This window comes from Caldivirga sp. MU80 (assembly GCF_001663375.1).
In the GTDB taxonomy this organism is placed as follows: Archaea; Thermoproteota; Thermoprotei; order Thermoproteales; family Thermocladiaceae; genus Caldivirga.
Window position 1 is genome coordinate 39,677 of the sequence record NZ_LCTF01000001.1, and the last position, 25,164, is coordinate 64,840.

Sequence of the window (25,164 nt, forward strand, 5' to 3'; positions counted from 1 at the left end):
CATTGATGCACCATTGTGACCCTATGGGCGGTGGCTGGGTAGGGTTATTAAGGTGGTGGCTGTGTGCCGATTAGTGATGAGAAGGTTTCCGGAATGATGGGTGATTGGTTCACCCCTTACTGACCCTGGTTTAGGTTAAGCCTCTTAAATAGGCTGCCTAACCTGCGTTGACTCTTCCTAATGCTGCTCATCATCCTGCTCATCTCGTTGTAGTACCTTAACAGCTCCCTAACATCCCTTGGCGTAGTCCCTGAACCCTTAGCTATCCTCCTAATCCTTGAGGCGTTGATTATGTTTGGGTTTAGGAGCTCCTCCCTAGTCATTGACCTTAATATGGATAGCCACCTCCTCATCCTATCCTGGGCGTTGGCCAACTGTTCATCAGATAAACCCTTCAACTGTGGCATTAACCCAATGGGCAGCATTTGGAGGATCCTACTGAGGGGTCCAAGCTTACCCATGGCCTCAAGCTGCTTCATCAACGTTAGTAGGGTGAACTTACCGGATTCAATGTCCTCTAGGACCTCTTCCTCCTCCTCAATGGCCTTAACCCTATCCAGCAGCGCCTCCACGTCACCCATCCCCATTAGCCTAGACACGAACCTCCTTGGGTTAAAGACCTCAATGTCCTCTAAATCCTCCCCATTACCAATGAACTTGATCTTAGCCCCCGTCCTAACGGCTGAAACCAAGGCCCCACCACCCTTGGCGGTGCTGTCCAGCTTAGTCACGAATATGGAGTTGATGGGTATGTACCTGCTGAACGTCTCCGCCTGGGCCCCAACCTGCTTACCATTGGTTGCATCCACGATTAGCATTACCTCGTTGGGCTTAACGGCATCGTAAATCCCCTTAACCTCCCTGAGGAGCTCCTCCTCATTCCTATGCCTCCCAGCCGTGTCTACTATGATCAGATCCGCCTTACCACTCCTCATCCTCTCTAAGCCAGCCCTTGCAATGCTTATGGCATCGCCTAGACTTGGGTCACCGTAGAACATTGCCTTAACCCTCTCAGCTAACTGTCTCAATTGGTCGAAGGCCCCCGGCCTAATGGTATCCGTCTCTATTAACCCAACCCTAAGCCCCCTCTTAATGTAGAATAAGGCTAACTTACCGGCTGTGGTTGTTTTACCGCTACCCTCAACGCCAACGAGCATAATTACGTACGGCTTCACCTTAATCTCAACGTCGGGCTCCTTATCGCCGCCAAGCAGGTCCGTGAGTCTCCTGTACAGTAGGTAGATTAGGTAGTCCTTTGCCGTTAAGCCCGGTGGCAACTCCTTAGCCTCCTTGAACTCCTGCTCAATGCCCTTGGTTAAGTCGTAGACTAACTTAACGTCGACGTCAGCCCTTATCAGGGCTCTCTGTAAATCCCTCAGTATGCCCCTAAGCGTCTCCTCATCAATAACCGTGGAGCCCCTAATCCTACTTATGATGCCGCCTAACGCATCCATTAAATCCCTCATTACTTAATCACTGGGTTGTGTACGGGTAGTAGCCGTACTGGTACCCCTGTTGAATGTACCTAAGCACATCGGGTAGTAGACCCCTTATCACAATGCCCTCACCCCTCTGTATCTCGTAAACCAGCTTAACGGGTGGTATCGGCATCCACCTCATCTTCCTTATATACATCACCCTGAAGATTTGGTGCATGATGGGTTCCTCGAAGAGTTGAAGCATCAGTACGCCGCCTGCTAAGTACTCCTCAACACCAAACCTACTTACCTTAGACTCACCCGTGGGTATCTCTGAGGTTAATAGGGTTGTTGTGTCTTTGTAGCGCTTAAGCTGGAAAACAAGCTCCCTTAGGTACTCCCTAACCCATAGTATGTCCTGGTGGCCGGTTATTAGCAGTGGTGCTATTGGGTCAATTACAACCCTCTTAGCCTTATTCCTCTGAATGACGTCAATTATCATCTTAGCCACGTCCCTGGGGTCGAGGGTTAATGCCGCCCCTTCCTTGGAGTATAGTTTAAAGTGGGTCCTGAAGTCGTATATGATAACCCTACCCTGCTTCTCATAGGCATCAAGATCCCAGCCGAGGGCCTCATAAGCCCCCCTCTTAACGTCCTCACTGGGCTCATCAACACTAATGTAGATGCCCGGTTCACCGATATCAGCCCCAGTCTTAAGGAACTTAAGGCTGAATATCGTCTTACCTAACCCAGCCTCACCGGCAACTAGGTAAACCTCACCCCTTTTAAGTCCACCGTACAGTAAGGCATCCAGGTAGGCTATGCCGGTGGGTGCCTTATTGGCGTATAGGCTGTATTGCAATTGGGCGGTGTAGTACTGGGTTACATCAAACGGGTATGTTTGGCTACTATAATTATTACCACCGTAGGTATAATAATTCCCGTAGTCGTAAGGGTAATACTCGTACTGCTGGGGCTGCTGCGAATCCGCAGTAGCAGCATTACTGCCCTCCCTCCTTAAACTCATATGCCCTAAACCCACAGTGGATATTTATACTTTTACCTTGCACAGGCTATAATTGAATGTAGATAACTAAAGGCATCCTCACCCTTAGCAATGGGTTACTTCGGGTTTATTGCAGTTTCTTCAGCCTTAATTACCTCTCGTTACTTCTAAATTCCTAATTATGAGACTTCTCGGTTGAGGCATATTACTGCCTTGGCTCTATTCTAATATCAACCTTAAACTTCCTCTTAATCCTACCAATCCTAGGCAGGCTCTTCGCCAGCACAACACCGTAGTACTCCTGGGGCACCTTAATGACCACTGTATCCTCCCTGGGCTCAATAATGACCTGGTTAAGTGGAGCGTACTTACCAATAACCCTGAGGACCTGGTCAACAGCCCTCTTACTAACCTCAACACTCCTCCTCTTCAATGGGACCACGAAGGTCTCCTCACCGAAGACGTAGATCTCGTACTCGGGCTCCTCTGTTATGAAATCCCTGACAATGACCACCGGCCTTGTTAAGTCTTCCTCCCTTAGGCCAGCCGGGATCTTAACAGTCATCTCCAGTGAGTAGACCTTACTCACGTTACCCTTATCTATGAAGATGACGGTGTCTATTATTGACGGTAACATGCCCAGTTCAACCCTACCTATGAACCTCTGTATGGAGTCTATGGGCGACGTGGCGTGGATAACACCCACCATGCCTATGCCGGCTAGCCTAAGGTCAACGTAAAGCTGTATGTCGGCGGTATCCCTCATCTCATCGAATATCGTGTAGTCGGGCCTTGACAGGAGCAGTATGTCGTGGAGCTCCTCCGGGGTGGCTAAGTTCTTGGATAATTGCGTCACCTGGTCTGGAAGCACCATGTCCCTGGGCGACTCAATTGTCTTAACCACCCTGTTCTTCGAGGCGTAGAACTCGGCTAGGGCCTGGGCGAAGGTCGTCTTACCCGCACCTGGGGCCCCACCTATAAGTATTCCCTCAGCCCCCCTCTCAAGCCTCTCAACAACCTTCGGGTGTAGGTTATACTCCTCAATGCGCTTCTTAACCAACGGCCTAACGGCTGTTATCTCTATACCATCCGACACGGGTGGGAACACAGCCACTATCCTAATGTCCCTGTACTGGACTATGAGGGAGTGGCTCCTCATAACCTCAATAACCGCCCCATTACCGCCGCTGTACGCCGTGGACAGCACCTCCCTAACAACTCTCTCAAGGTACTCCCTATTCAACACCTTATTATCCAGGTAAACAAGCTCCCAGTTGCCTGGGGAACCCCTCTTAGCCATGGGTAGCGTGTTCTCCTTGAGGTGTACCGACATTATGTCTGGGTATCTTTGGAACCACTTCTCAATCTCAAGTAACCCAGCCCCCTTACCTATGTAAACGTGCCTAATCCCCATGGCCTCGCAAACCCTCTTAATCATCGTATCGCTGGTTATCAGCGTGGCCCCAAGCTCCCTAGCTGTGCTGAGTATCACGTTCTCGGGGTCCTTTGGGTCAGCTGACCTAGGCACCATGTCCACGTACTCAACAGTAACGTCACCCATCTTAGAGGCCATGTTGTATATGGCGGCAACCTCCTCAAGACCCAGGATGCCGAGGGAGGAGCCCAACTTAGCATCATCCTCAAAGCGCCTAATTATGGCTGTGTGAATGAGCAACCTACCCTTAACCCCGCCACCCTGCAGATACTCCTTTAGGGACCCATCTAGGAAGACTGACATATCCGGTATGTAAATTTCCCCAGCCGCAAGCATTAAATATCAAGAAAAACCATAACCAGGAGGCTTAAAAACTTATAGCATAGGAACCAGTGGTGATGTAGCCACGCAGGCCATGAGGGAATGATGATCGACCTAAAGACTGACCATACAATCAACCTTAACTCAGACTCACGCATGAGCCTTTAGGGTAGGGGTACCTTAAATCCACTGATTTTAAAAGGATGGCGTTGCGTGTCCAATAATTGGACACGCAATTTAAAAACCTTTCTATGCATCCGTTCAATGTTAGTGCTGCGTGGTTTAATTAACCCAACCTCGGACGTTAAGTGCCTTTACCTAACTTAAATTATCATTGGTGTACTGGGGCATGCGCCAACATGCCGCAATGAAACCAGCAATAGCCTTAATCCATGTTAATACTTTACCGCAACCAGTGGTTAGCATGTAGCTGGGATTATTATTTTTTATCTATAATAGATTGGCTAGCGTTTAAGAGTTAACCTTAACACCATTGGCCGTGAATATGTACTTCCCTGAACCAATCTCAATGATTATGCTGTTTCCAGCATCTCTAATTGACAGTACTCCAGCTCCTGTTGTCAGTACCTTGCCCTGGCTCCAAATTACCCTATCACCTTCCCTAATCGCCATGGATTCACTGATCTTGGGTATGTGAACCTCGGCCGTCGTGTTGACTGGTATGGTTACCACCATGGTTAATTCACCATCGCTCCTACTCCACTCGACGGAAACCAAGCCCCTGACCGTGTATAGTGAGGCTGAGCAGTGCCTTATGCCACTTGGCATAATTGGCTTTATCATTATCCTGCTGAACCCTGGTTCAAGGGGTATTATGCCCCCTAGGTTCCTGTAGAACCACGCATCCACGCTACCCAGCATGTGGTGGTTGAGGGAGTTCATGCCACCCCCAGTTATCAACTCCCACCTCTCCCACAGGGTTGTTGCACCCTCCTTAACCATGAAACCCCAGCTTGGGTATGTTTCCTGTGTTATAGCCTTATAGGCCAGGTCCACGTAGCCGTGTTTAACCAGGACCTCGGGCACGTACTTGGCTCCGAATATACCCACCACCAGGTGCCTATTCCACTCAACCTCAACATTGTTAACGAGAGCCTTAACAATGTCGTTAACCCTGTTACCGGGCACCATGTCTAGGTATAGGGGTAGCGCATTGCATGTCTGGGAGCCTCCAAGCACCTTAACTGAGCCATCTGGTGCCGTGTACCTTGAGTAGTAGCCGCGCTCGGTTAAGAATGCTCTATTGAACGCCTCCCTAATCTCCTCCGCCTTACCCTTGAAGTAACCCTCATCCTCACCCTTACCCAGCACCCTGGCTATTTGGGCTAGGGTTAAGGCATCCCTGTGGAGTATCCATGTTGAGAGTATTTCAGGTGGGCAATACTCAATGGAGTGTATTCTACCTGGAGGCACCCACTCACCGTACTTACTGAAGTACAATAAGCCATCCTTAGCCTTGGACCATAGGAAATTCCACCACTTCTTCATTGCGTCATAGGCCTCGGCTAGGATGTCAACATCACCGTAGTGCACGTAGAGTAGCCAGGGGATGTAGATTAGGGCAGTCCCCCAGGCTGGGTCGGCTGGGTAAAGGTTCCAGTAGGGTGGCACCACGTCCGGTATTGACCCATCATCCTTTTGGGAATCCACCATATCCCTAATGAACTTCTCGTAATACTTAACCATGTTGAAGTTGTAGGCCGCTGAGTCTGAGGATAGCCAAGCATCCCCAAGCCACCCCATCCTCTCATCCCTCTGGGGGCAGTCGGTGACCACACCGTTCAGTATATTGGCCCTCAGGCTCCACCAGGTTATCCTATGTATGTCGTTAACCATCCTGTCAGAGCACGATAACGAACCCACAGGTTCAAGGTCCGAGTGCACTATGACAGCCTCCACGTCGTCAATAGACGGCACGCCTGAGTAACCAGTGATCTCTGCATACCTGAAACCATGGTACGTGAACCTGGGTTCAAGAACCTCAACACCCCCACCCCTGAGCACGTACGTGTCCGTGGCCTCAGCACCCCTAATATTCTCAACATTAATAGAGCCGTCTGGGTTTACAACCTCACTATGCCTAACCTTAACCTCCATGCCACTTAACCCCCTAACCCTCAACCTAACCCAGCCAGTCATGTTCTGGCCGAAGTCAAATACGTAAACCCCAGGCCTTGGGTTATAGTACTCCCTCGGCTTCAAGGTACCCTTAACCTTGACCCCAGGTACAGTTGCGGTGGACCTAAGCCTAGCACTAGGTGGCTTAACCACGATGCATGGAGCCCAGTTAGAGTCGTTAAAGCCAGGTTCATCCCAGCCAACTGGTTCAAGCCTTGCATCGTACCTGTAACCATTGTAAATGTCATCGTATATTATGGGTCCCTTGTCCAGGCATCTCCAGGATTCATCAGTGGTTATGGTTACTATTGACCCATTCCTCAGCTTAATCCTAATCATTGCGCCTGCCTTAGGTTCATCGTAATACTTGAGGTTCGGTATCTGGGTTCTACTTGGCGAGACTGGGCTATACCTACCCCTACCGAGTATAAGCCCCACGGCGTTTCCACCATTCCTAACCAGGTTTGTTACGTCGTAAACGCTGTAGTAGACGGTTTTATCGTACTCGCTCCAGGGTGGGTCAAGGACCCTATCCCCCACCCTCTCCCCATTAATCCTAAGTTCATAGTAGCCCAAGCCGGTTACGTATGCCCTAGCCTCAAGAACCTCGCCATCGATTTTAAAGGTACTCCTCAGCAACTGGCCTCCACCAATCCACTTCGCCGTCCACTCCTCACCGAGGTTGAGGAGGGCTGTCTCAAACCACTGAATGCTGCTCCAATCCCCCTCAACACCCCTTGAGTCCCACGCCTTAACCCTCCAGTAGTACCTAGTGAAGCTGCTTAGGGGTGGTCCACCGTATTTAACCACCTGATCCCTCGACTCAACCCTACCACTGTCCCAAACATCCCCAATGCCCTTTACCGCGTTTTCTAGGCTACTACTAACGATGATTCTGTATGCAGTTTGAAATTGACCCCTTTCCTCGTGTTCAAGTACCCAGGAGAACCTAGGCCTTTGTTCATCTATGCCAAGCGGGTTCACAGTGAACTCAACCCTGGCATCCGAAACCCTTAAACCACCAGCCACGGTGAATGTGGATATAACTTATTTTTTAGTTTTTAACCTAACAGGTCAGTCCCACGCCTTAAGCCCAGCCCTTAGGACTTAGTCTTATTGAATCGAACAGGTTAGCCCACATGTTTAAATTCCAACTTAACGCTATTACTGCTGTGAAGGCCCTAGTTTGGACTGCGGTTAGGAGGATGGAGGTTAAGGATGTTCCTACGCCAACACCACAGCCCGGCTGGGTATTAATGAGGGTTAGGTACGTTGGCGTATGCGGCTCTGATGTTGGAGGCTTCCTGGGTAAGAATGAGCTACGTAGGCCACCGTTAATAATGGGCCATGAGTTCACGGGCGTTGTTGAGGAGGTTGGGCCAGGTGTTTCAAAGGACTTGATCGGCAGGTTATTTGCCGTTAACCCAATTATTGGCTGTGGGCATTGTAGGTACTGCAGGAGTGGGTTGAAGAACCTCTGCCTAATGAGGAAGATAATAGGCATAGATTACCCAGGCGCCTACGCAGAGTACGTTGCCGTGCCAGCCGATAACCTATACCCAGTCAGTGACCCGGTTAGGGGTGCCTTAGCCGAGCCATTAGCCACTTCAATGAGGGCTGTTAGGCTATCCGGAGCTGGCCTAGGCGACTCAGTCCTGGTTATTGGAGCTGGGCCCGTTGGGGCATTGGCAGTTAAGTTACTAAGCATAGGTGGCGTTAAAGACGTAACTGTGATTGATATCAACAGGAATAGGCTTGAATGGGCGGGGAGGTGGGGGGCATCCTCAACGCTGAGCGTGACCGGTGATGAGGCGCTTAAGAGCCTTAGGGAAACCCACCCCGAAGGTTTCGATGCCGTTATTGATGCGGTTGGATCTGAGGACACCAGGGGACTTGCCATTAACGCTGTGCGTAGGGGTGGTAGGGTTATTTTCGTTGGGCTCCACGACAATGAGGTTACCATACCGGGGAACCTGATAGTGAGGAGTGAAATCGAGATTAAGGGCTCCTTCTCCTACACCGATGAGGACTTCCTTAAGGCCGTTAGGGTACTGGAGTCAGGGCTACTGGACCCGAGGGAGGGTTGGGTTGACATCAGGCCCCTTGAGAGGGGGCAGGAGACCTTCGAGGAGTTGGCCGGTACGGAAACGAAATACGTCAAGGTCATGTTTAACCCAGGTGGGTGACGTGGGTAGGGTTGATGTGGAGGTTGAGTTGAAGAGGATTAAGGAGGTTAGGGCCTACGTGGTTAAGGGTGGTGGAGCGGATTACCACGACCAGTCAAGTGGACATTGGATACTCGGCTACATAGCCACACCCATATCGATTTACCCTGAGTACAGGGCCAGCAGGGCCTCCTGGGGCTTGAATGTACTGGGCTCTGTGGTTGTTGAGGTTGAGACCAGTGACGGCGAGGTTGGGTTTGGGGTTAGCACCGGTGGTTACCCGGCGGCGTGGATAATTGAGAACCACCTATCCAGGTTTGTGGTTGGTAAGTACGTTGGTGAGGTTGAGAAGACCTGGGATCAGATGTTTAAGGCAACCATATTCTACGGTAGGAGGGGCATTGTGATGAACGCCATTTCAGCCGTCGACCTAGCCCTATGGGACCTCATGGGTAAGGTTAGGGGCCTCCCGGTGTATGACCTATTGGGTGGGCCCGTTAGGGATGAGCTAGTGTTCTACGCCACGGGCCCAAGGCCTGATGCGGCAAAGAGACTGGGCTTCATAGGTGGTAAACTGCCCCTCGTCCATGGCCCGGCGGATGGGGTTGAGGGTTTGAGGGATAACGTGAGGATCTTTAAGGAGGCTAGGGAGAAGGTTGGGGATGACTTCCTCTTAATGTACGACTGCTGGATGAGCCTAGACCTACCCTACGCCCAGAGGCTGCTCAGTGAGCTTAAGCCCCTTGGGTTATTCTGGATTGAGGAACCCTTCATACCTGACGACTACTGGTCCTATGGCGCATTAGCCAACGTAGCCCCACCAACGTTGGTTGCCAGTGGCGAACATGAGTCGACGATCCACGGCTTCAGGTTGCTGTTGGAGGTTGGTAAGGTTAATGTTATCCAGCCTGATGTTACTTGGGTTGGTGGAATAACGCCAATGATTAAGATAGCTGCCCTAGCCGAGGCCTACGGTGCCTGGGTTATTCCACATGGCTCGAGCGTGTTCGGCTACCACTTCATAATAACCAGGGTTAATAGCCCATTCGCAGAGTACATAGTTACCTCACCTGACGCCACGGAGGTCACCCCACAATTCCACCCACTGCTTAAGGATGAGCCGGTGCCCCAGAACGGTAAGGTTAGGTTAAGTAGGAGGCCTGGTTTTGGCGTGGAGTTGAATAGGGACCTGCTGATAAGGCCCTTTAAGGCGGCTTAACCGGCAATCCTGTTAAAAACCTCCTTAACCCTACCCCAATCCACCGGGTTACCCACACCCACGCTTATTATCGTTGAGGGGCCTGGTACATGCTCCATGATGTGCTCCACCGGTATCTGCCTGACCGCTGGGTGTTTGCCCATTAGCAGCTCCTTAATGTCACTGGCCACCTTGCTCCTCTCAACATTACCCGGCTTAAGTATGATGTAGTAGTTGGCGAGTGAATTAATTGCACCTGGTGGGGCTGAGACTAACCTAACGACGTCATTATCAATCCTAATGCCCACGCCAATCACCAACTCCACCCCCCTAACCCAACCCCTCTGGCCGTAGACCATGAAGCCACCCTTGGATACGTACTCACCGCTTGGAGCCCTCTTACTAACCTGCTCACCCTTGGCGTAGTAGACGTCTATTGAATTAGCCCCAAGCTTCCACGCCTTAGAGTAGGCAGCGGCGTACTGCGATGCCTCAGCCAAGTCCGCCTGCTTAACCTCCTGGCCCTTACTAACCTTAATGATTGTAACTGGGCCCCCTTGGATGTCTGCGTGGAGGAACACGTCCCATGGATTCATGTACCTCTTGACGAGGGTTTCATTCTGATTGGCGTCTTTGCCTGCTAACACCGGTAAGCCACCGCTGGTTATGAACCACCTAAACCTCTCAAACCACTCCCTACTTGCAATGAACCTTACGTTTGCCTTAGCCTCCTCGCTCTCCTCCCTAGCCCTACTCCTCAATTCATCTATCCTACTCCTCAACTCATTCAACTTATCCTCGGCTGCCTTCGCTTTCTTCTCAAGCCTCTTAGCCTCATTAAAGTACCTAGTTGCCGTCTCGCTCGGCTTCTCACCCAGGTTTAATTCAACCTCAGTGTCATTAACCATGACCTTAATCGCCTTCCTCAATGGGTCGTAGTCAATAACCTTGATGTCGCCGTGCACCATGCCCTTGACGTTGGACTTGAATGTGTCCTTACTTTTAGCGTACAGGTTGAGTAATTCGCCGTGGAGTTCATTAAGTTCATAAAGCCTACTCATGATTAACTCACCCCTCCTCCTAAACTCACTTGCCTCGGTCATGTATTTGCCTATGGATTCCTCAAGCTCCCTCACCGATGATTCAAGCCTAGCCGCCTCCTCCTCGTAATCCTTAACCTTGTCCTCAGCTGCCTTCTCCACCTCAATGGCGCTGAAGTATTCATCCACGGCCTTATTGAAGCTGGCCACCTCCCTAAACTCACCATTGATTGTGACAAGTGGTAGTGGTGATACGTATGGGGTGTTTAGGTATATAGTTGGTTTAAGTCTACCGAGGTGAAGGGCCTCGAGTATACCCCTAATGCTGAACCACGTTGAAGCCAAGTCGCTGCATCCAGACCTACTGCAAACCTCCCTGGCCCAGTCCACGCCGAGGCCAAGTCTCCTTGACAACGACTCCACGCTTAGACCAGACTCCTCAGCCACCTTGAGTAGGTTATCGAAGAACCTTGGGTCGAGGAACCTCCTTGGTGGTTCAATGTAAGTTAACCCAACCTTAACCTCCCTATCCTTCCCCCTATACTCATGTAGAACCCACTTGATGGTATCATTAACCGTGAAGATTATGTTGAACGGTGGTATTAGCTCAAAGGTGAGTTTACCGCAGTTCATAACCATGCTTATGACCCTATCCAAGTTGGCTTCAATACCATTCACAACACAGCCCTCCACTAGCCTCCTCAGTGGGCTTGGTGATAGGCCCTGGGGTATCCTCCAGGTTTGGCTAAACCTCCTCGGGTTAGCCACGAGGTACACTATGTCGGTGCGTGTCCTTATCTTGAAGTAATGCGAGTCACCAAGCCTATAAACCCTAATAACCCTACCACCACCCACCACTGGGTTAAGCTCAGACGCTATCGCAACCAGGTCCAGCGCATTGAGGGCCTTCTTACCAAGCACGGGCCTTCCAATTCACCACTGGGTGAGCCTCTATATAAAGCAAATTCATGGCGATGCTCATCATTAAGGCTGAGTAGTAATGTACAAGGTGGCGCGGGTCCTGTGGTTGCCTTAGTTAATTATCAAGGTTAAGGTTTATAATACCTTAACCAGACTTGAATGGTGAAGGTTCGCGGTTTTAAGATGATGAGACGACGGTAACCGGAGTTGATGACGATTAATGGGCGTCCTGACGAAGTAAGCAGCAAACCTCGCCATTCATAGCGTGGCGTCCCCACTGCATGGGTCTTATGGTGGATTTATGAAGCCTAGCTGAGGTATCCAGTAGCTCAGGGGGCCCTCGTCTCTCAGGGCGAGGAAGGTGTCAGCTTACCCTAGAACCTCGGTTATCCTCATCATTTCGAAGCCCGTGGTTGAGTCGCCAACCACCGCGCCCTTGTTATTGGCGACTATACCGCTTCTGATTAGGCTAATACCCCTATTCACAGTGCCCACGCCTATCCTTACGCCGAAGAAGCCCTTGAGGAAGTTGATGTCTTCCTCGTCGACCTCTGGTGAGACTAGGATACCCCTGTCGTTGACTACGGCTAGGGAGCCGACTATGTAAAGGCCCCTAATATCCCTAACCTCAAGTTCAATGTTTAGGTTATCCCTAACAATGTTGAGGTACTCCCTTTCAACTATTGGTGACACTACCCCCCTCTTATTGTTGACGAGTATTAGGTTGGCTATTGCTGTGTACCTTGATGGGAGGACCGCCACGTTTAAGTCGCCAAGGGACTTCCTTAACTGTTCAAGTTCCTCATCCCTAATTATTGACGGCACCAGCACCCCACTATTGTTCATTACCGTGAAGACTCCTAGTAGCGGTGACCTACCCACCGTCAACTTAATCACCTTAACCTTCAGGGTATCCTCAACATGCCTATCAACCTTCTCCGGTGAGTCAGCTGGGATTAAGGCGTACTCATCATTAGCGGCCATGTAAACCCCCACGCTGGCGGTTCCGTATATCCTAATGGGGGTTATGTCAAATCTACTTACCGACACTAACGCAGTTTTGACCAGCCGTTTTATAAACCATTTCAGAATCAGGTTGAGATACCCAGTAGTTTAACCTCCCCCTCACCATGGGTTATTTCATTGACCTTGCCTATCACTGTATCCTGCAGCCCCGCCGGTATCTCCAATTGAAGGGTTAGGTTACCTGACTCATCGTACTGCTCCTTAACAACCCTCCCCATCCTGGCGAGCGTTGACTTAACCCTTTGACTGTACTCAGGTCCCACGGTGATTTCAAGGGTGGCCACGGCCACCTTCACCGGTATGACCCTTTGAATAGCCTTAAGTATGTCGTTCACCTGCTCCTCAACATCCTTAAACGGGTCTATGGTGGCGTTGACGCTGTTTAGGGCTAACTCAACCCTCTGGGGTGGTAGGGGGGCCTTGGTCCTTGCGTCTATGCAATTCCTACTAATCCACTCAATTATCTGCCTCCTCTTATCCTCAATGAGCCTCCTCCTCTGCTCTGAGGTTAGGGGTATCTCGGCGTTCCTAAGTATTATCTCGGCCGCCTTCCTATGGTCCGTGGTTCCGAAGACCTTCTTAAGGGCTATCTCAGACGCCCTCAACCCCCTCTTAGAGTCCCTAAAGACCGTGTCCGTTATCAGCACCCTATCTAAGCCTATCGGCTTACCTAGCTTAAAGTCGAGCGCGTAATCGGGGTCAACGAGTATTTCGAAGTGCTCACCCTTAGCATCATACTTAACCGTAACCACCCTCCTACTAGACATGGGTGCTAATTCCTATTCTTAGTTAAAAACATTACTTAATTTTAGCCATCTTAGCTGCTCCACCTAAGTGATCCCATATCCTAAGCAGCTCATTAGCCTTAGCCACGCGCTCCCCACCCATTATACCAGTCTTGATTATTGGCGACCCGAAGCCAACGGCTATGTGGGCCAGTAGGCCACTTTCAGTGTCCCCAGACCTGTGAGACACCACTATTCTGTAATTGTTGCTGAGGGCGAGCTTAACGGTTTCATGGGTCCTGGTCACCGTGCCTATTTGATCAACCTTAACCAGGATGGCGTTAGCTGCCTTCTCCCTTATGCCAATGGTCAATCTGTCTGGGTTTGTGGTGAATAGGTCGTCACCGACTATTAACCTATCCCTGAACAGCGCCGTTAACTCGGCGAAGGATTGGAAGTCCTCCTCGTGGAATGGGTCCTCAACGTAGATTAAGTTATACCTCTCGATTATGCTCTTAATTCTTTCAAAGTGCTCCCTTGGACCAAGCTCTCTACCTTCATTAGCGTATACGTAGGCTTTACCGTTCCACATGTTTGAGGCGGCTGCATCAATACCTATGCCTATCTCAATACCAAGCCTCTTTGAGACTGACTTAACGGCCTCTGTTAGTACCTCAAGCGCCTTATCTGTGGATATCTTGGCGGTCCAGGCACCCTCATCATTCTTACCCCCAGCGAAGGTTGGGTCCTCCTTGGCCAGTAGCCTACCAACCTCCCTATGCACCTCCATGTTTGCGTATATCGCCGTGTATATATCTGGGGCGCCGTAGGGTAGCACTAGGAATTCCTGGTAATCCGGCCCAAGACCCCTGCTATGCTTACCACCACCTATGGTGTTACCCAGGGGGTAGGGTATTGTATTTGCCAGTGAGCCACCGATCACTTGATAGGGCCACAGGCCCTTGGCATTGGCAACGGCAACCACGTTAGCCATTGATGTGGCCACGGCCACGGCGCCACCTATCTTTGAGAAGTCCCAGGTGCCGTCAACCTCCTCAAGCTTCTTATCCACCGCCACCTGGTTAGACGCATCCATGCCTATGAGGCTTGGCTCAACCCACCTATTGAAGGCGTCAATAGCGGCCTCAATACCCTCATCTGGGAAGTACTTAACCTCATGCCTACCCCTCGAAGCCCCAGCGGGTGCAATTGCCCTACCCCAGCCACCCTCAAGGTAAACCTCAACTTCAACCGTTAAGTCACCCCTACCCGTGAAAACCTTCCTAATGCCTAGCCTACTTATCCTAGTGTCCATGGGCCAAACACAAGGGTAGTGTTAAAATGCATTACCCTAAGTTTGATCAACATGCAGCATAGCCCTACCCCTAAGGTAATGGAAACATCTAGGCAAATAATGCCAGGTTACCTTGCATGATTTAAATAAGGCTGATGGCTAGCAGTATCAGGTAGCCTAGGTGGGTTAGTGGATTCATGGTGCTCATTAGGGCTACTGCTGGGGCAAATACTATGGATACGGTGTTCACAACCTTTATCAATGGGTTTAATGATGGGCCTGCCGTGTCCTTAAATGGGTCACCAACGACGTCACCAATCACAGCGTTCTTATGGGCAATGCTACCCTTACCCCCAAGCCCAGGGTCAAGTTCAGCTTCAATAAACTTCTTGGCATTGTCCCAAGCGCCACCTGCATTAGCCATCAGGAGGGCCCTGGGGAGGCCAACTATAATGGTGCCTAGTATTAGGCCCGCAAGGGCCACCCAACCCAAGGTTAAACCGACAATGACCGGTATGGCGACGGCTAACAGTGCAGGCGCCATGAATTCCCTCAATGCGTGGCGTGTAACTATGTCAATAGCCTTATTGTAGTCCGGCTTCTCCAAGCCCTCAAGTATTTTCCTGGTACTGAACTGCCTCCTAATCTCCTCCACCAGCTCTGATGCGGCCTTACCCACAGCTATGAGGAGCCTTGATGAGAAGACGTAAACCAGTATCGCGCCTATTAGTATGCCGACCAGCAACATCGGGTTAACTATACTGAGGTAGCTTAACGCAGTGCTCAATACATCAGTGTTGGGGTTGTTGTAACTCAACACCTCGTAGATGAAGCCTATGAAGAGCACTAAGGCCGCTAACCCAGCGCTAGCTATGGCGTAGCCCTTGGTGGTTGCCTTATACGTGTTGCCTATGGCATCAAGGGCATCGGTAACTCTCCTCACCTCACCACCTAGGCCAGTCATCTCCGCCAGGCCATTTGCATTATCGCTAACAGGCCCATAAGAGTCGAGGGATATGACAACGCCAGCTAGGCTAAGTAGGCCCACTGATGCTAATGCGGTACCCATGACTCCACCCTCAATGGGCATTGAGGTAGGTATGTAAGAGTAGCCTAGGTAAAATGATGCCCCAAGGGCCAGGGCGACTATGGCTATTATTGGCGCGGCGCTTAGTAGGCCGTACGAATACCCGGTTACTATCACGTTTGATGCCGAGAAGACAGCTTGCCTTGCAATATCCTTAACTGGGCTGTAGGTGTAATGGGTGAAGTACTGAGTAACGTAAAGCACAGCCACGGCGGTTATGAACCCCATCACCACGCTTAGCGATGACGCAATGGCCTCAAGTGTATTCCTTAGTGAGACTAGTGAGTAGCCTATGGTGAGTGCTGAGCCGATTAACACGGTCGCCGTTAGGGCATTGCCAAGCTTCCTCATTGAGGCTGAGGCCAAGTCCTCACCCTTAACATCACCCCTAACCACCTGAACCCCAAGTAAAGTGGCTAGGAGCACCAGTGAGGTGAGTGCAAGGGTTAGTGAGGCCAATGCCTCAGGCATGTTAAAGACGGATATGAGTATTAATGTTCCGGTTAACACCACTATGAAACTCTCATACACGTCACTGGCCATACCAGCTACATCACCCACGTTATCACCAACATTATCAGCTATTACGCCGGGGTTCCTTGGATCATCTTCAGGTATGTTGGACTCGACCTTACCAACCATGTCTGCGCCCCAGTCAGCGGCCTTAGTGTAGATGCCCCCAGCCACCCTGATGAAGAGTGACATTAAGCTGGCGCCAAGTGCCACAGGCGCCAGTGTAATCGCCCAATCCCTAGTTAACGCTGAGTACACTACGTAAAGCGAGGACACGGTCAACACAGCCGCGCTAGCCAGCATAACACCCATGACGCTCCCAGCCCTGAATGAAACCTTAAGCGCCTCACCGATGCCCCTCCTAGCCGCTGTAGTTGTCCTGGAGGAGCTTCTCGTGGTTACGTACATGCCCACGTAGCCTGCTAACCCACTACCAAGGGCACCCAGTGCGAATGAGAGTACTGCGTAGGCTGCCAGTGATGCAGAGTGGAATATTGCGTAGTAAACGAAGCCTATAATCACCATGAGTGCGACACCCGTTGGGAGAATGAGACTATATTCCCTCTTAAGGAATGTCTCAGCACCCTTAGCTATCAGGTCGCTTAGCTCACTCAGTTTTTCATTATCCACGCGCCTTGAAAGGACCCAATGTACGTTGTATAGGGCGTAGGCTAACCCAATTAATGGTATTACTATGGGTAGGCTCAGGGAGACCTCTGGGGTAGTCATTAGTCCCATAGATGAATAGGCTCCTATAAATTTTATTTACAACAATATACTGAGTGCACTATATTCATAATTATAAAAGCGATGCGATATTTCCCATAAGCACCCATGAGTTGCCCCACTTAAAACTTTTAAGTAACTAGGGAATATTTGGCTAATGCTACTTGAGGAGAGGCAGAAGAGACCCAGTAAAGAGGCAGGTAGGGTGATAGTAATGGACTGGTTTACGCCAGCTGTATTAACCGACAGTGAGGTAGCTTTAGTTAAATTCACCGAGGTGCCCCTTAAGGTATTCGTTAACGAATTCAATGATTACGTGGCTCAGGGTATGAAGATCTTTAACATGGTTAACAGTAGGGAGGTGGCATTAGCCCTTAGGGTGGCTGGGGTTAAGCTGCCTAGTGATAGGGTTGAGATGACCATAGATGACGTTAGGTATATTGCGCCAGGTTCATTAATATTCTACGTGTACGTTGATGATAAGGCCAGTGAACCATTGAAAATCTACAAAATCGAATTAAAGGGCTAACGGCAATGAAACAGCTAATGAATACCAGCGTTAACCGTCCCTATTTAAGCCCTGTTTAACGTTAAACAATCCTTAACACCACCACGCAGTAACCACAGTAATGCTAACAACGGATACGCTCATAGCGACCCCGGGACCCACTGAAATTCCCCATAGGGTTCTGTTGGCGTTAGCGAGACGCCCAACTAATCCTGACCTTGACCCAGACTTCTTCAAGCGTTACGATGAGGTCAGGGTAATGCTCGCCAGGATGCTGGGTACCAGTAAGGGTAATGTTGTTGTTTGGGTTGGCGAAGCCATGAGTGGTCTTGAGGCTGCCGTGGCTAACCTAACCGTTAACGGGGATAAGGTTGCCGTTTTAAGCAACGGCGTATTCGGGGACGCCTTCGCAGACCTAGTGGTCTCATATGGCGGCGTGCCCATAATCCATAAGGTTGATTATGGTAAGGTACTTGACCCGGATAAGGTTAAGGCATTCTTGAGGAGTGAGGCTAGGGAAGCTGAGTTGGTCACCATGGTCCACTGTGAGACGCCCAGTGGAACGTTAAATAACCTTAAGGACATAGCTGCCGTGGTTAAGTCTGAGGGTAAGCTGCTAATCGTCGACGCAGTCTCATCAATGGGTGGCACTGAGGTTAATGCCTCTTGGGGCGTGGACGTGGTTATTGGTGGGAGCCAAAAGGTGCTTAACTTACCCTCAGGGTTGACAATACTGGCGGTTAGTGATGAGGCCTGGGAACGCATGGAGAAGGTTAGCTACAGGGGCTTTTACCTAAACATTAGGCTTTGGAGGGATGTTGTCGAGAGGATGGAGTTCCCATACACCCACAGTGAGCCACTAATCAATGGGCTCCTCGAGTCCCTTAGGATGATTGAGGAGGAGGGGTTAAGCAACGTTTACGCTAGGCATAGGGCGATATCACGTGGTGTTGTGAACGCCGTTGAGGTGATGGGACTTAGGCTAGTGCCCGAATCAGAGGAGTACTCAAGCCCAACCGTGACAGCATTCTACACGCCAGATGGCATCAGTGAGGCTAAGGTTAGGGAAGGTGCCTTTAAATACGGGGTCCTCATAGCGGGCTCCTGGGGGCCACTTAAGGGTAGGGTGCTTAGGATTGGCCACATGGGCTACACAGCGTCGCTGAACATGATGACTAATGCCGTTGTTGCCCTAGCCAAGGCCTTAAATGACGCTGGATATAGGGTTAAGGTTAGTGATGCGGTTGAGGCCTTCCTCAACGGTGTCGGTCTATGAGTCTCTTCACTAGGGAGAGCACTGGGCTTGTCAGGGAGGTTGGACCCCTTAAGGCTCTCTTAACTAGCATGGGTTACAACGGCTTCCTAGTGGTCCCCTTCGTCTATCTGACTGGGCTTTACCTCTACGGCGGTGGTGGCACCGCCATCATTGCCCTATTCGCCTCCTGGCTCATGTTCATACCGGGCGTGTTCATGTGGTACCTAATCACTAGGCAATACCCGAGGACTGGTGGGGATTACGTGTACTTCTCCAGGTTGAACCCACCCGTGGGCTTTGCGGCCTGGTTCAACTTCACCGTGGGTGAAATGCTCTATGACGCCGTCCTAGTTTACTTTGCCGTGGGGCAGTTGGGCATGGTTATGAAGGTCTTGGGTAACCCATGGGCTGGGTTAATCCTTAAACCTGAGTATGAATTCGCCGTAGCCGTGGCCCTGGTGGCAGTATTGATACTAGTCAACGTAGCGTCGGCTAGGGCTGGCCTAACAATGTTCATGGTTATATCGGCGGTAGCCCTATCAACCTTCATAGCCTCAGCGGTTTACGTAGCCGCATTGTCCCATAGTGTGGTGAAGTCTGCCTTGGGTTCAGTGTACAGTGAGGCATTAACCTACGCAGGTAAAGCAACCCCCATGGGTGGGTTATATGGTGTCCTTGGCATGTCTGCCTTCACCACCGCTGTGTGGGCTTACGTAAACTTCCCAGCCACCATAGGTGGGGAGATTAGGAGGGATAGGGTAACAGCCATCCTTGGAGTCTTAGGCATGTTCATAATGGGTGGCTTATTCTTCACAGCCTTCATAGCCTCATTCATCCACGCCTTTGGGTTCAGTTTCTACGTAGGCGCCGGTTACATGAATGCTAACGGTGTTGACAATGGTTACATCCTCATAAACCCCGGGGCTGACTTGGCTTTACTGCGCACGCCAATAGCCGTAGCCCTGGCCTACTCCTCAGTGCTCTGGTATATAGCCCCAGTCACCGGGGTGATAATCCAAGTGTCAAGGTACCTATTGGCCTTCTCCATGGATAGAGTCCTGCCCGAGTTCTTCTCCTACGTCCACCCAAGGACCCATTCACCCATCGCCGCCCACCTATTTGACCTGGCGGTTACCGTGACCCTAATGTACATCCTGGCCCTAACCCCCTTTAGCGCAGCTTTATCCTACGCCATAGACCTGGATGCGTTGATACTCCTCGTCTTCACGTTCATAGCATCCGTGCTGCTTGCCCTAGTCATGTGTATTAAGGGTGTTGTTAAGCTCAATGCCAGCAGATCACTGCTAGTAACATTGACAGCAATATACTTAGCATTACTGCTAGTATTCGCCTACTACTGGCTTACCCAGCCGCAGTACTACCTCTCAATAACAGGCAACCCGATTCAACTACTGGCTGAGTCAGCCGTTATATTCGTGGCGGGTTTGCTGGTTTTCTCACTGGCAAGCTACATTAGGGGTAGGCAGGGTATACCACTGAGCCTCGTTTACGAGGAAATACCACCCGAGTAGGTTCACGTTAAGGTAACGTTACGTAAAACCAGTATTCCTTGGTGCCCTCACTCCATGCAGATTAACCGTAACGTATTGCGAATATAACTCAAGTAGCCTAATAGTTGAATGCCCTTTGCTTAAAAATCCCAGTCACCTTACGCTATTTTGAACCGTATGTGCCTCTTCGTTGATGTTGAGGGGATTGATGGGGTTGGTAAGTCAACTGTCATTAGGCGTGTTGCCGACGTATTAAGGGGGTTAGGCTACATGGTTCTCGTCACCAGTGAACCGAGTGATGGCGCAGTTGGGAGGTTCATAAGGGGTAATGTGTTGACTGGGGAGGTTGAGGTTGAGCCAAGCGCCCTGGCACTGCTCTTCGCCGCAGATAGGATTGTCCACTTCAACACAGTTATTAAACCTGGACTGCGGGATGGGTTCATCGTCATCACTGAGCGCTACATAGAGTCCTCAGTGGCCTACCAGGGTGCTCAGGGTGTGCCCATTGACTGGATACTTAGGGTGAACTCCATGGTTCCTGAACCAGACCTAGTGATAATACTCAATGCACCCCTAGCCGTAATTAGGGAGAGGTTGACCAGTAGGGGTACGTTGGAGTACTTCGAGAGGAGTCTCAACCTACTAATGAGGGTGCAGGAGATTTACCTAAGGAGGGCTGAGGAGCGTGGTTACCCCGTCATCGATGCCTCAAGGCCTATAGGTAGCGTTGCCGGTGATGTACTTACGCTTATTGAGGATAAGGCCAGCGGCAAGTGCAAGGGCAGCCGCCACTGATGCGTAAAGCCCCAAACCACTGCTCACCCTGTTTGAATCACGCCCACTGGTGGTGCTGGGGCTAATGCTTGTTATGTTTGATAAGACCATAGATATGTACTTGGTGTTGAGTATTATCGGTAGGTTAACAATGCTGGTCTGCTCAACTATAATGTCAACCGTGGGTGTGGGTGATGCGTTAATTATGAGGTTACTGAGGTACTGGTTATACATTCCCCTAGCCACCCCGTAATACGCCTCATACCTATACAGTTCACCTAGCACGCTAGCCCTCTGGTATTGCAGGCTTTGGTTAATTGCTGTGCTAAACAGTATGTACTGCCCAGTAACGTTGAAGTAAATGTTCATGAGCCTCATTGATGCATTTTGAAGTTGACTGCTGGTTAATAGGAGGCCATTTATTATGCCTGTTAAGTTGCCGTAAAGTGACGTGGGTACTGATAAGGCCTCATTAAGCTTACCCAACGTTGAGTTGAGGGTTGTGGTGGTTGAATTAAGGACATTGCCCAGGTAGTTTAATGCGATGTAAAGTGAGTATACGCTTTGATTAGTCTTAACAAGTGTATTACTTATGTTGGTTAAGGTCACCACTATGGCAGTTCCCCTAGTGTTTAATTGATATGCCACTTCACTTAACTGCCTACTAGCCGCCACCACCCCCATCTCAGCCTCACTGACGTAACCCTCAAGCTTAAGCACGGTCTCCCTCATGGCCTCCACATCGTTAATTAACTTACTTAACTTACCCAGTACATCAGCCTTAACCTTGCCATTAATGTCGAGTGAATTAATTTCATTATACAGGTTGGTTAAATTGCCTTGAACGTAGCCAAGGTATTGGTAGAACCCGGCCAGTGTCCCATTGGCAGTGTTCAGTATCGGTATCAGTTCCATTAATGTGAGGTTGTACTGCTCAATCTCCCCATAGGCGTACACCACATCTGAAATGACCTCATACTGGAGGTTAATGATCTCGTTATTAAGTTGAGTTAGGTTACTCATTATTTGCCTAAGTGACGTCGAAACCATCGGTATCGTCGAGTTGAGCTTACCTAGGACACCGTACTCAGCCCTTAACGCGTAGTCAACTTCATAAACCTGGAGTAGAAGTAGGCTCTCAATTACCCTTGTTGAGTTAATGTAGTAGGCTGACTGCCTATACAGGGCGGCGGTCGTGTTTAGCAGGTATGATAATTGATATAGGTCATTGAGGAGTATGGTTGCGTTACCGCTTATTGGCCTTATGTAAGGTATATTGTTGAGCCTCAGCATGGTGGTGTTTAACTGATTAATCACAGTGCTGAGGTAGCTTAGGTAGTAGTATAGGTCTATCGACGATGATAGGGTTAATGTACCTAGATTAATGGCGCTCCAATTACCTGAACCAGTGGTTATGAACGTTATGTTCAACCCAATGGAACCATTCATGGGTATCTCACCGGACCAGTACACGTAATCCCCAGTACCTATACTAACTAGACCAGTTGGTGGAGGTGAGTAGTAGAAGTTGATATTGTTTTGGAGGGGTAAGTATGCGTTATACGTTAGTGGTAACCCCAGTATGTTTGATGCATTGACCAACAGAGTGAGCCTAATGCCTGAACTCCCGTTAATTACCTGGCTTAACCCAGCAGACCCGTTGATTAGGTAGTTGAAGTTGATTATGTAGCCGCTGATTAATGGATTCTGGAACTCGACGTTAAGTGTAACCGTTTCAAATGGGTTAATGCTGACGTTCCAGTACACGTCATAACCCTTCATGAAGTATCCATTTGACGCATATACTATTGTTGAGTATGGTGGCAGTTTAAAACCCACAGTCACCTTCACCGCTGATGCATTCTCATTAACCAGGTTAACACTGTAGACTACGTACGACTTAACGCTACTGCTTGTGTAGTAGTTGATGAAGTTGATTGTGTAGGTTACTGATAGGGGGCTTGAGGCATTAGCCGTATGAACAGCCACTAGCGCCACCAAGGCTACCAACACTAACCCCAGCTTCAACACCTTAACCGGTGGGCTAGCCGTTGGTAATCTCCTCAAGCCTCGATATTTCCTGCTCAATCCTATGCACATCATCTGCTAATCTACTGCTCTTCCTAGCTAATAAATCTATTTTAAGCCCCTCCACGTAAGCCTTAACCATGTCCTTAACGTTGACGCTACCTATGTTTATCCTCTCCACAACACCTGACTCGTAGATTCTACCACCCCTAATGTTAAGCACCCTACTACCCACCTGGGCGACGTCGGGGTTATGGGTGGCTATTATCATTGTTACGCCGATGGCTCTATTAAGCACGTTTATTAGGGCCAGTAACCTTGATGCGCTAACCGGGTCCAGGGCGCCTGTGGGTTCGTCCATTATTATGAAGCTTGGGTTTAGTGCTAAAGCCCTAGCTAGGGCAACCATCTGCTGTTGGCCACCCGACAGTTGATTGGGGAAGTAAGTGGCGTATGGGGTTAACCTAACCAGCTCCAATAGGTACCTAGCCTTGGCCTCGGCCATTGATCTATCGTATAAGCCGCTCATTATCATGGGCATCATAACGTTTTCAAGGGCTGTTAGGTTCTGTATCAGGTTGTATTGCTGAAACAGGAACCCAACCTTAAATAGCCTAAACTTAGCTAACTCACCCTCGCTCATATCTGTAACATCCACGCCGTCTAGGTAAACCCTACCATTGGTTGGCCTATCAAGCATCCCTATTATGTTGAGAAGTGTTGACTTACCTGAACCACTAGGGCCCATTATAATGACTACCTCACCTCTATGTATGCTTAGGTTGACGTTAATCAATGCATCAACATACACAGACTCGGATATGTAGTACCTCTTACTCACGTTAACTAACCTAACCACAAAATCATCATTACTCATTTCGATAAGCTAACTCAACCGCTTTATTAACCCTTTCTATTGTGGGAACCGGAACCTTTGCGTAAGGTAAAGGGCTAATCTTTAAATACATAAGATTAAGCGACCTAACCATGGGTTACCTGGAGCCTATGGTGCAGATACCGTTCCTGGAGCCTCTCATAAACTTCCTACTTAAGATACCTGTCATTGGGCCAATAGTGAACTTCCTACTGTGGACACCCATATTTGCCGTGTGGTTTGTCCCAGGGCTAATCGGCTTGTTCATACCGTTGATATTCGTAATATGGTGGGAGAGGAAGGCGGCCGCCAGGGTTCAGTGGAGGTATGGACCACTTGAAATATCTAAGAGACTTGGTGGTGTTATTCAACCGATAAGCGACCTAATAAGGTATACACTCCAGGAGATTATAATACACCAGGAGGCTGACACCGCCTACTTCATACACATGCCCATATTCGGGTTCATATTTGCGCTACTGCCTGTGCTGTTCATACCGGCTGGGCCCAATGTCTACGCTATAAATACAGGTTACAATATCTTAATTGCGGCTGTGCTTATATCAATATTCAACGTTGTGATTATTGTCACTGGTTGGGCGTCAACGGATAAGTGGGCCTACATAGGTACAGTTAGGGAGGCATTCATGTACGCGGCCTACGAAATACCATTCATGCTGTCGGTGGTGGCCATGATAATTCTGTTTGGTACAGCTGATCCCTTCATGATGGTTAATGAGCAGGTTACGCATTATATACCTGGGGCAATACTTAACCCAATAGCCTTCATAGTCGCTGTGGTAACCACAGCCATGGCATCATCAAGGTTCCCATTCGATATAGTTGAGAATGACACGGATATAGTGGTTGGCCCATTCACCGAGTACGGTGGGTTAATATTTGGATTAACAATGACCATGAGTTACGAGAAGACCTATGTAATGACCCTGCTGCTCTCAATACTATTCCTCGGTGGCTGGAGTGGACCATACATAGGACCCCTCGGTGACTTATCAGCACCACTATGGCTGGGGGTTAGGGTGTTCCTGGTCATGATGTTCTTCTCGTTCCTTAGGGCTGTATACCCCAACTATAGGCTCGACCAAGCCTTAAGAATGGGATGGCGTACGCTACTTATTCTGTCAGTGGTAAGTGTTATATGGAGTATAGTTATTAGGCTTGTGCTACCGGTGGTTTAAT

The 25,164-nt window shown here is 49.7% G+C and carries 18 protein-coding genes; 7 read left to right on the forward strand and 11 right to left on the reverse strand.

The features are described from left to right. Positions 1-116 precede the first annotated feature (116 nt). From AAX04_RS00245 to AAX04_RS00260, 4 genes are all read right to left on the reverse strand, one after another. Positions 117-1,466: a signal recognition particle protein Srp54 gene (locus AAX04_RS00245; RefSeq protein ID WP_066792599.1), complete on the reverse strand. Its 1,350-nt coding sequence runs from the start codon at positions 1,464-1,466 to the stop codon at positions 117-119. A gap of 7 nt (positions 1,467-1,473) precedes the next feature. After that, positions 1,474-2,445, reverse strand: coding sequence for an ATPase domain-containing protein (locus AAX04_RS00250; protein ID WP_084761103.1), 972 nt, complete (start codon positions 2,443-2,445; stop codon positions 1,474-1,476). Positions 2,446-2,629: 184 nt separating this feature from the next. Then, positions 2,630-4,195 carry a PINc/VapC family ATPase gene (locus AAX04_RS00255; RefSeq protein ID WP_066792601.1) on the reverse strand — a complete coding sequence of 522 codons (1,566 nt, stop codon included), beginning with the start codon at positions 4,193-4,195 and terminating at the stop codon, positions 2,630-2,632. Positions 4,196-4,651: 456 nt separating this feature from the next. Next, on the reverse strand, positions 4,652-7,348 hold the full coding sequence (locus tag AAX04_RS00260) for an alpha-L-rhamnosidase (RefSeq protein ID WP_066792603.1): 2,697 nt from the start codon (positions 7,346-7,348) through the stop codon (positions 4,652-4,654). Between the two features lie 110 nt (positions 7,349-7,458). Here AAX04_RS00260 and AAX04_RS00265 point away from each other — a divergent pair, with 110 nt between their 5' ends. Together AAX04_RS00265 and rhmD are read left to right on the forward strand one after the other, a co-directional pair. After that, entirely contained in the window at positions 7,459-8,505 is a 1,047-nt protein-coding gene (locus AAX04_RS00265; RefSeq protein WP_238377736.1) for a galactitol-1-phosphate 5-dehydrogenase, read from the forward strand. A gap of 1 nt (position 8,506) precedes the next feature. Then, on the forward strand, positions 8,507-9,703 hold the full coding sequence (rhmD, locus tag AAX04_RS00270) for an L-rhamnonate dehydratase (protein WP_084761109.1): 1,197 nt from the start codon (positions 8,507-8,509) through the stop codon (positions 9,701-9,703). Here the strand turns inward: rhmD and rqcH are convergent. From rqcH to AAX04_RS00295, 5 genes are all read right to left on the reverse strand, one after another. Further along, on the reverse strand, positions 9,700-11,643 hold the full coding sequence (gene rqcH / locus AAX04_RS00275; protein WP_066792607.1) for a ribosome rescue protein RqcH: 1,944 nt from the start codon (positions 11,641-11,643) through the stop codon (positions 9,700-9,702). The two genes, rhmD and rqcH, sit on opposite strands and share 4 nt — an antisense overlap. A 369-nt stretch (positions 11,644-12,012) precedes the next feature. Next, positions 12,013-12,693: a translation initiation factor IF-6 gene (locus tag AAX04_RS00280; protein ID WP_084761104.1), complete on the reverse strand. Its 681-nt coding sequence runs from the start codon at positions 12,691-12,693 to the stop codon at positions 12,013-12,015. A gap of 41 nt (positions 12,694-12,734) precedes the next feature. After that, entirely contained in the window at positions 12,735-13,436 is a 702-nt protein-coding gene (locus tag AAX04_RS00285) for a ribosome assembly factor SBDS (RefSeq protein ID WP_066792609.1), read from the reverse strand. Positions 13,437-13,467: 31 nt separating this feature from the next. Further along, positions 13,468-14,709 carry an enolase C-terminal domain-like protein gene (locus AAX04_RS00290; protein WP_066792611.1) on the reverse strand — a complete coding sequence of 414 codons (1,242 nt, stop codon included), beginning with the start codon at positions 14,707-14,709 and terminating at the stop codon, positions 13,468-13,470. 121 nt (positions 14,710-14,830) lie between these two features. Then, positions 14,831-17,017 (reverse strand): sodium-translocating pyrophosphatase, encoded by a 2,187-nt coding sequence (locus tag AAX04_RS00295; RefSeq protein WP_066792613.1) that lies wholly within the window; start codon positions 17,015-17,017, stop codon positions 14,831-14,833. A 154-nt stretch (positions 17,018-17,171) separates the two neighbouring features. Here AAX04_RS00295 and AAX04_RS00300 point away from each other — a divergent pair, with 154 nt between their 5' ends. The 4 genes from AAX04_RS00300 to tmk all read left to right on the forward strand — a co-directional run bounded on the left by AAX04_RS00300 (position 17,172) and on the right by tmk (position 21,083). Beyond that, a complete protein-coding gene (locus AAX04_RS00300; protein ID WP_066792616.1) occupies positions 17,172-17,543 on the forward strand; it encodes a hypothetical protein in 372 nt (123 codons plus the stop codon). A gap of 100 nt (positions 17,544-17,643) precedes the next feature. Next, entirely contained in the window at positions 17,644-18,798 is a 1,155-nt protein-coding gene (locus tag AAX04_RS00305) for an alanine--glyoxylate aminotransferase family protein (RefSeq protein WP_066792617.1), read from the forward strand. Continuing rightward, entirely contained in the window at positions 18,795-20,309 is a 1,515-nt protein-coding gene (locus tag AAX04_RS00310) for an amino acid permease (RefSeq protein WP_066792620.1), read from the forward strand. Before AAX04_RS00305 ends, AAX04_RS00310 begins: the two co-directional genes overlap by 4 nt. Before the next feature lie 156 nt (positions 20,310-20,465). After that, entirely contained in the window at positions 20,466-21,083 is a 618-nt protein-coding gene (gene tmk, locus AAX04_RS11565) for a dTMP kinase (protein ID WP_084761110.1), read from the forward strand. On the opposite strand, the gene AAX04_RS00315 is transcribed toward tmk, so the two are convergent. Together AAX04_RS00315 and AAX04_RS00320 are read right to left on the reverse strand one after the other, a co-directional pair. Beyond that, the gene (locus tag AAX04_RS00315) at positions 20,997-23,165 is read right to left on the reverse strand and encodes a hypothetical protein (RefSeq protein ID WP_156519613.1); all 2,169 of its coding nucleotides are present in this window, start codon (positions 23,163-23,165) and stop codon (positions 20,997-20,999) included. The two genes, tmk and AAX04_RS00315, sit on opposite strands and share 87 nt — an antisense overlap. Continuing rightward, positions 23,107-23,967 carry an ABC transporter ATP-binding protein gene (locus tag AAX04_RS00320; RefSeq protein ID WP_066792624.1) on the reverse strand — a complete coding sequence of 287 codons (861 nt, stop codon included), beginning with the start codon at positions 23,965-23,967 and terminating at the stop codon, positions 23,107-23,109. The genes AAX04_RS00315 and AAX04_RS00320 overlap by 59 nt, the downstream gene beginning before the upstream one ends. 110 nt (positions 23,968-24,077) lie before the next feature. Here AAX04_RS00320 and nuoH point away from each other — a divergent pair, with 110 nt between their 5' ends. Next, on the forward strand, positions 24,078-25,163 hold the full coding sequence (gene nuoH, locus AAX04_RS00325; RefSeq protein WP_066792625.1) for an NADH-quinone oxidoreductase subunit NuoH: 1,086 nt from the start codon (positions 24,078-24,080) through the stop codon (positions 25,161-25,163). The last annotated feature ends 1 nt before the right edge of the window (position 25,164 follow it).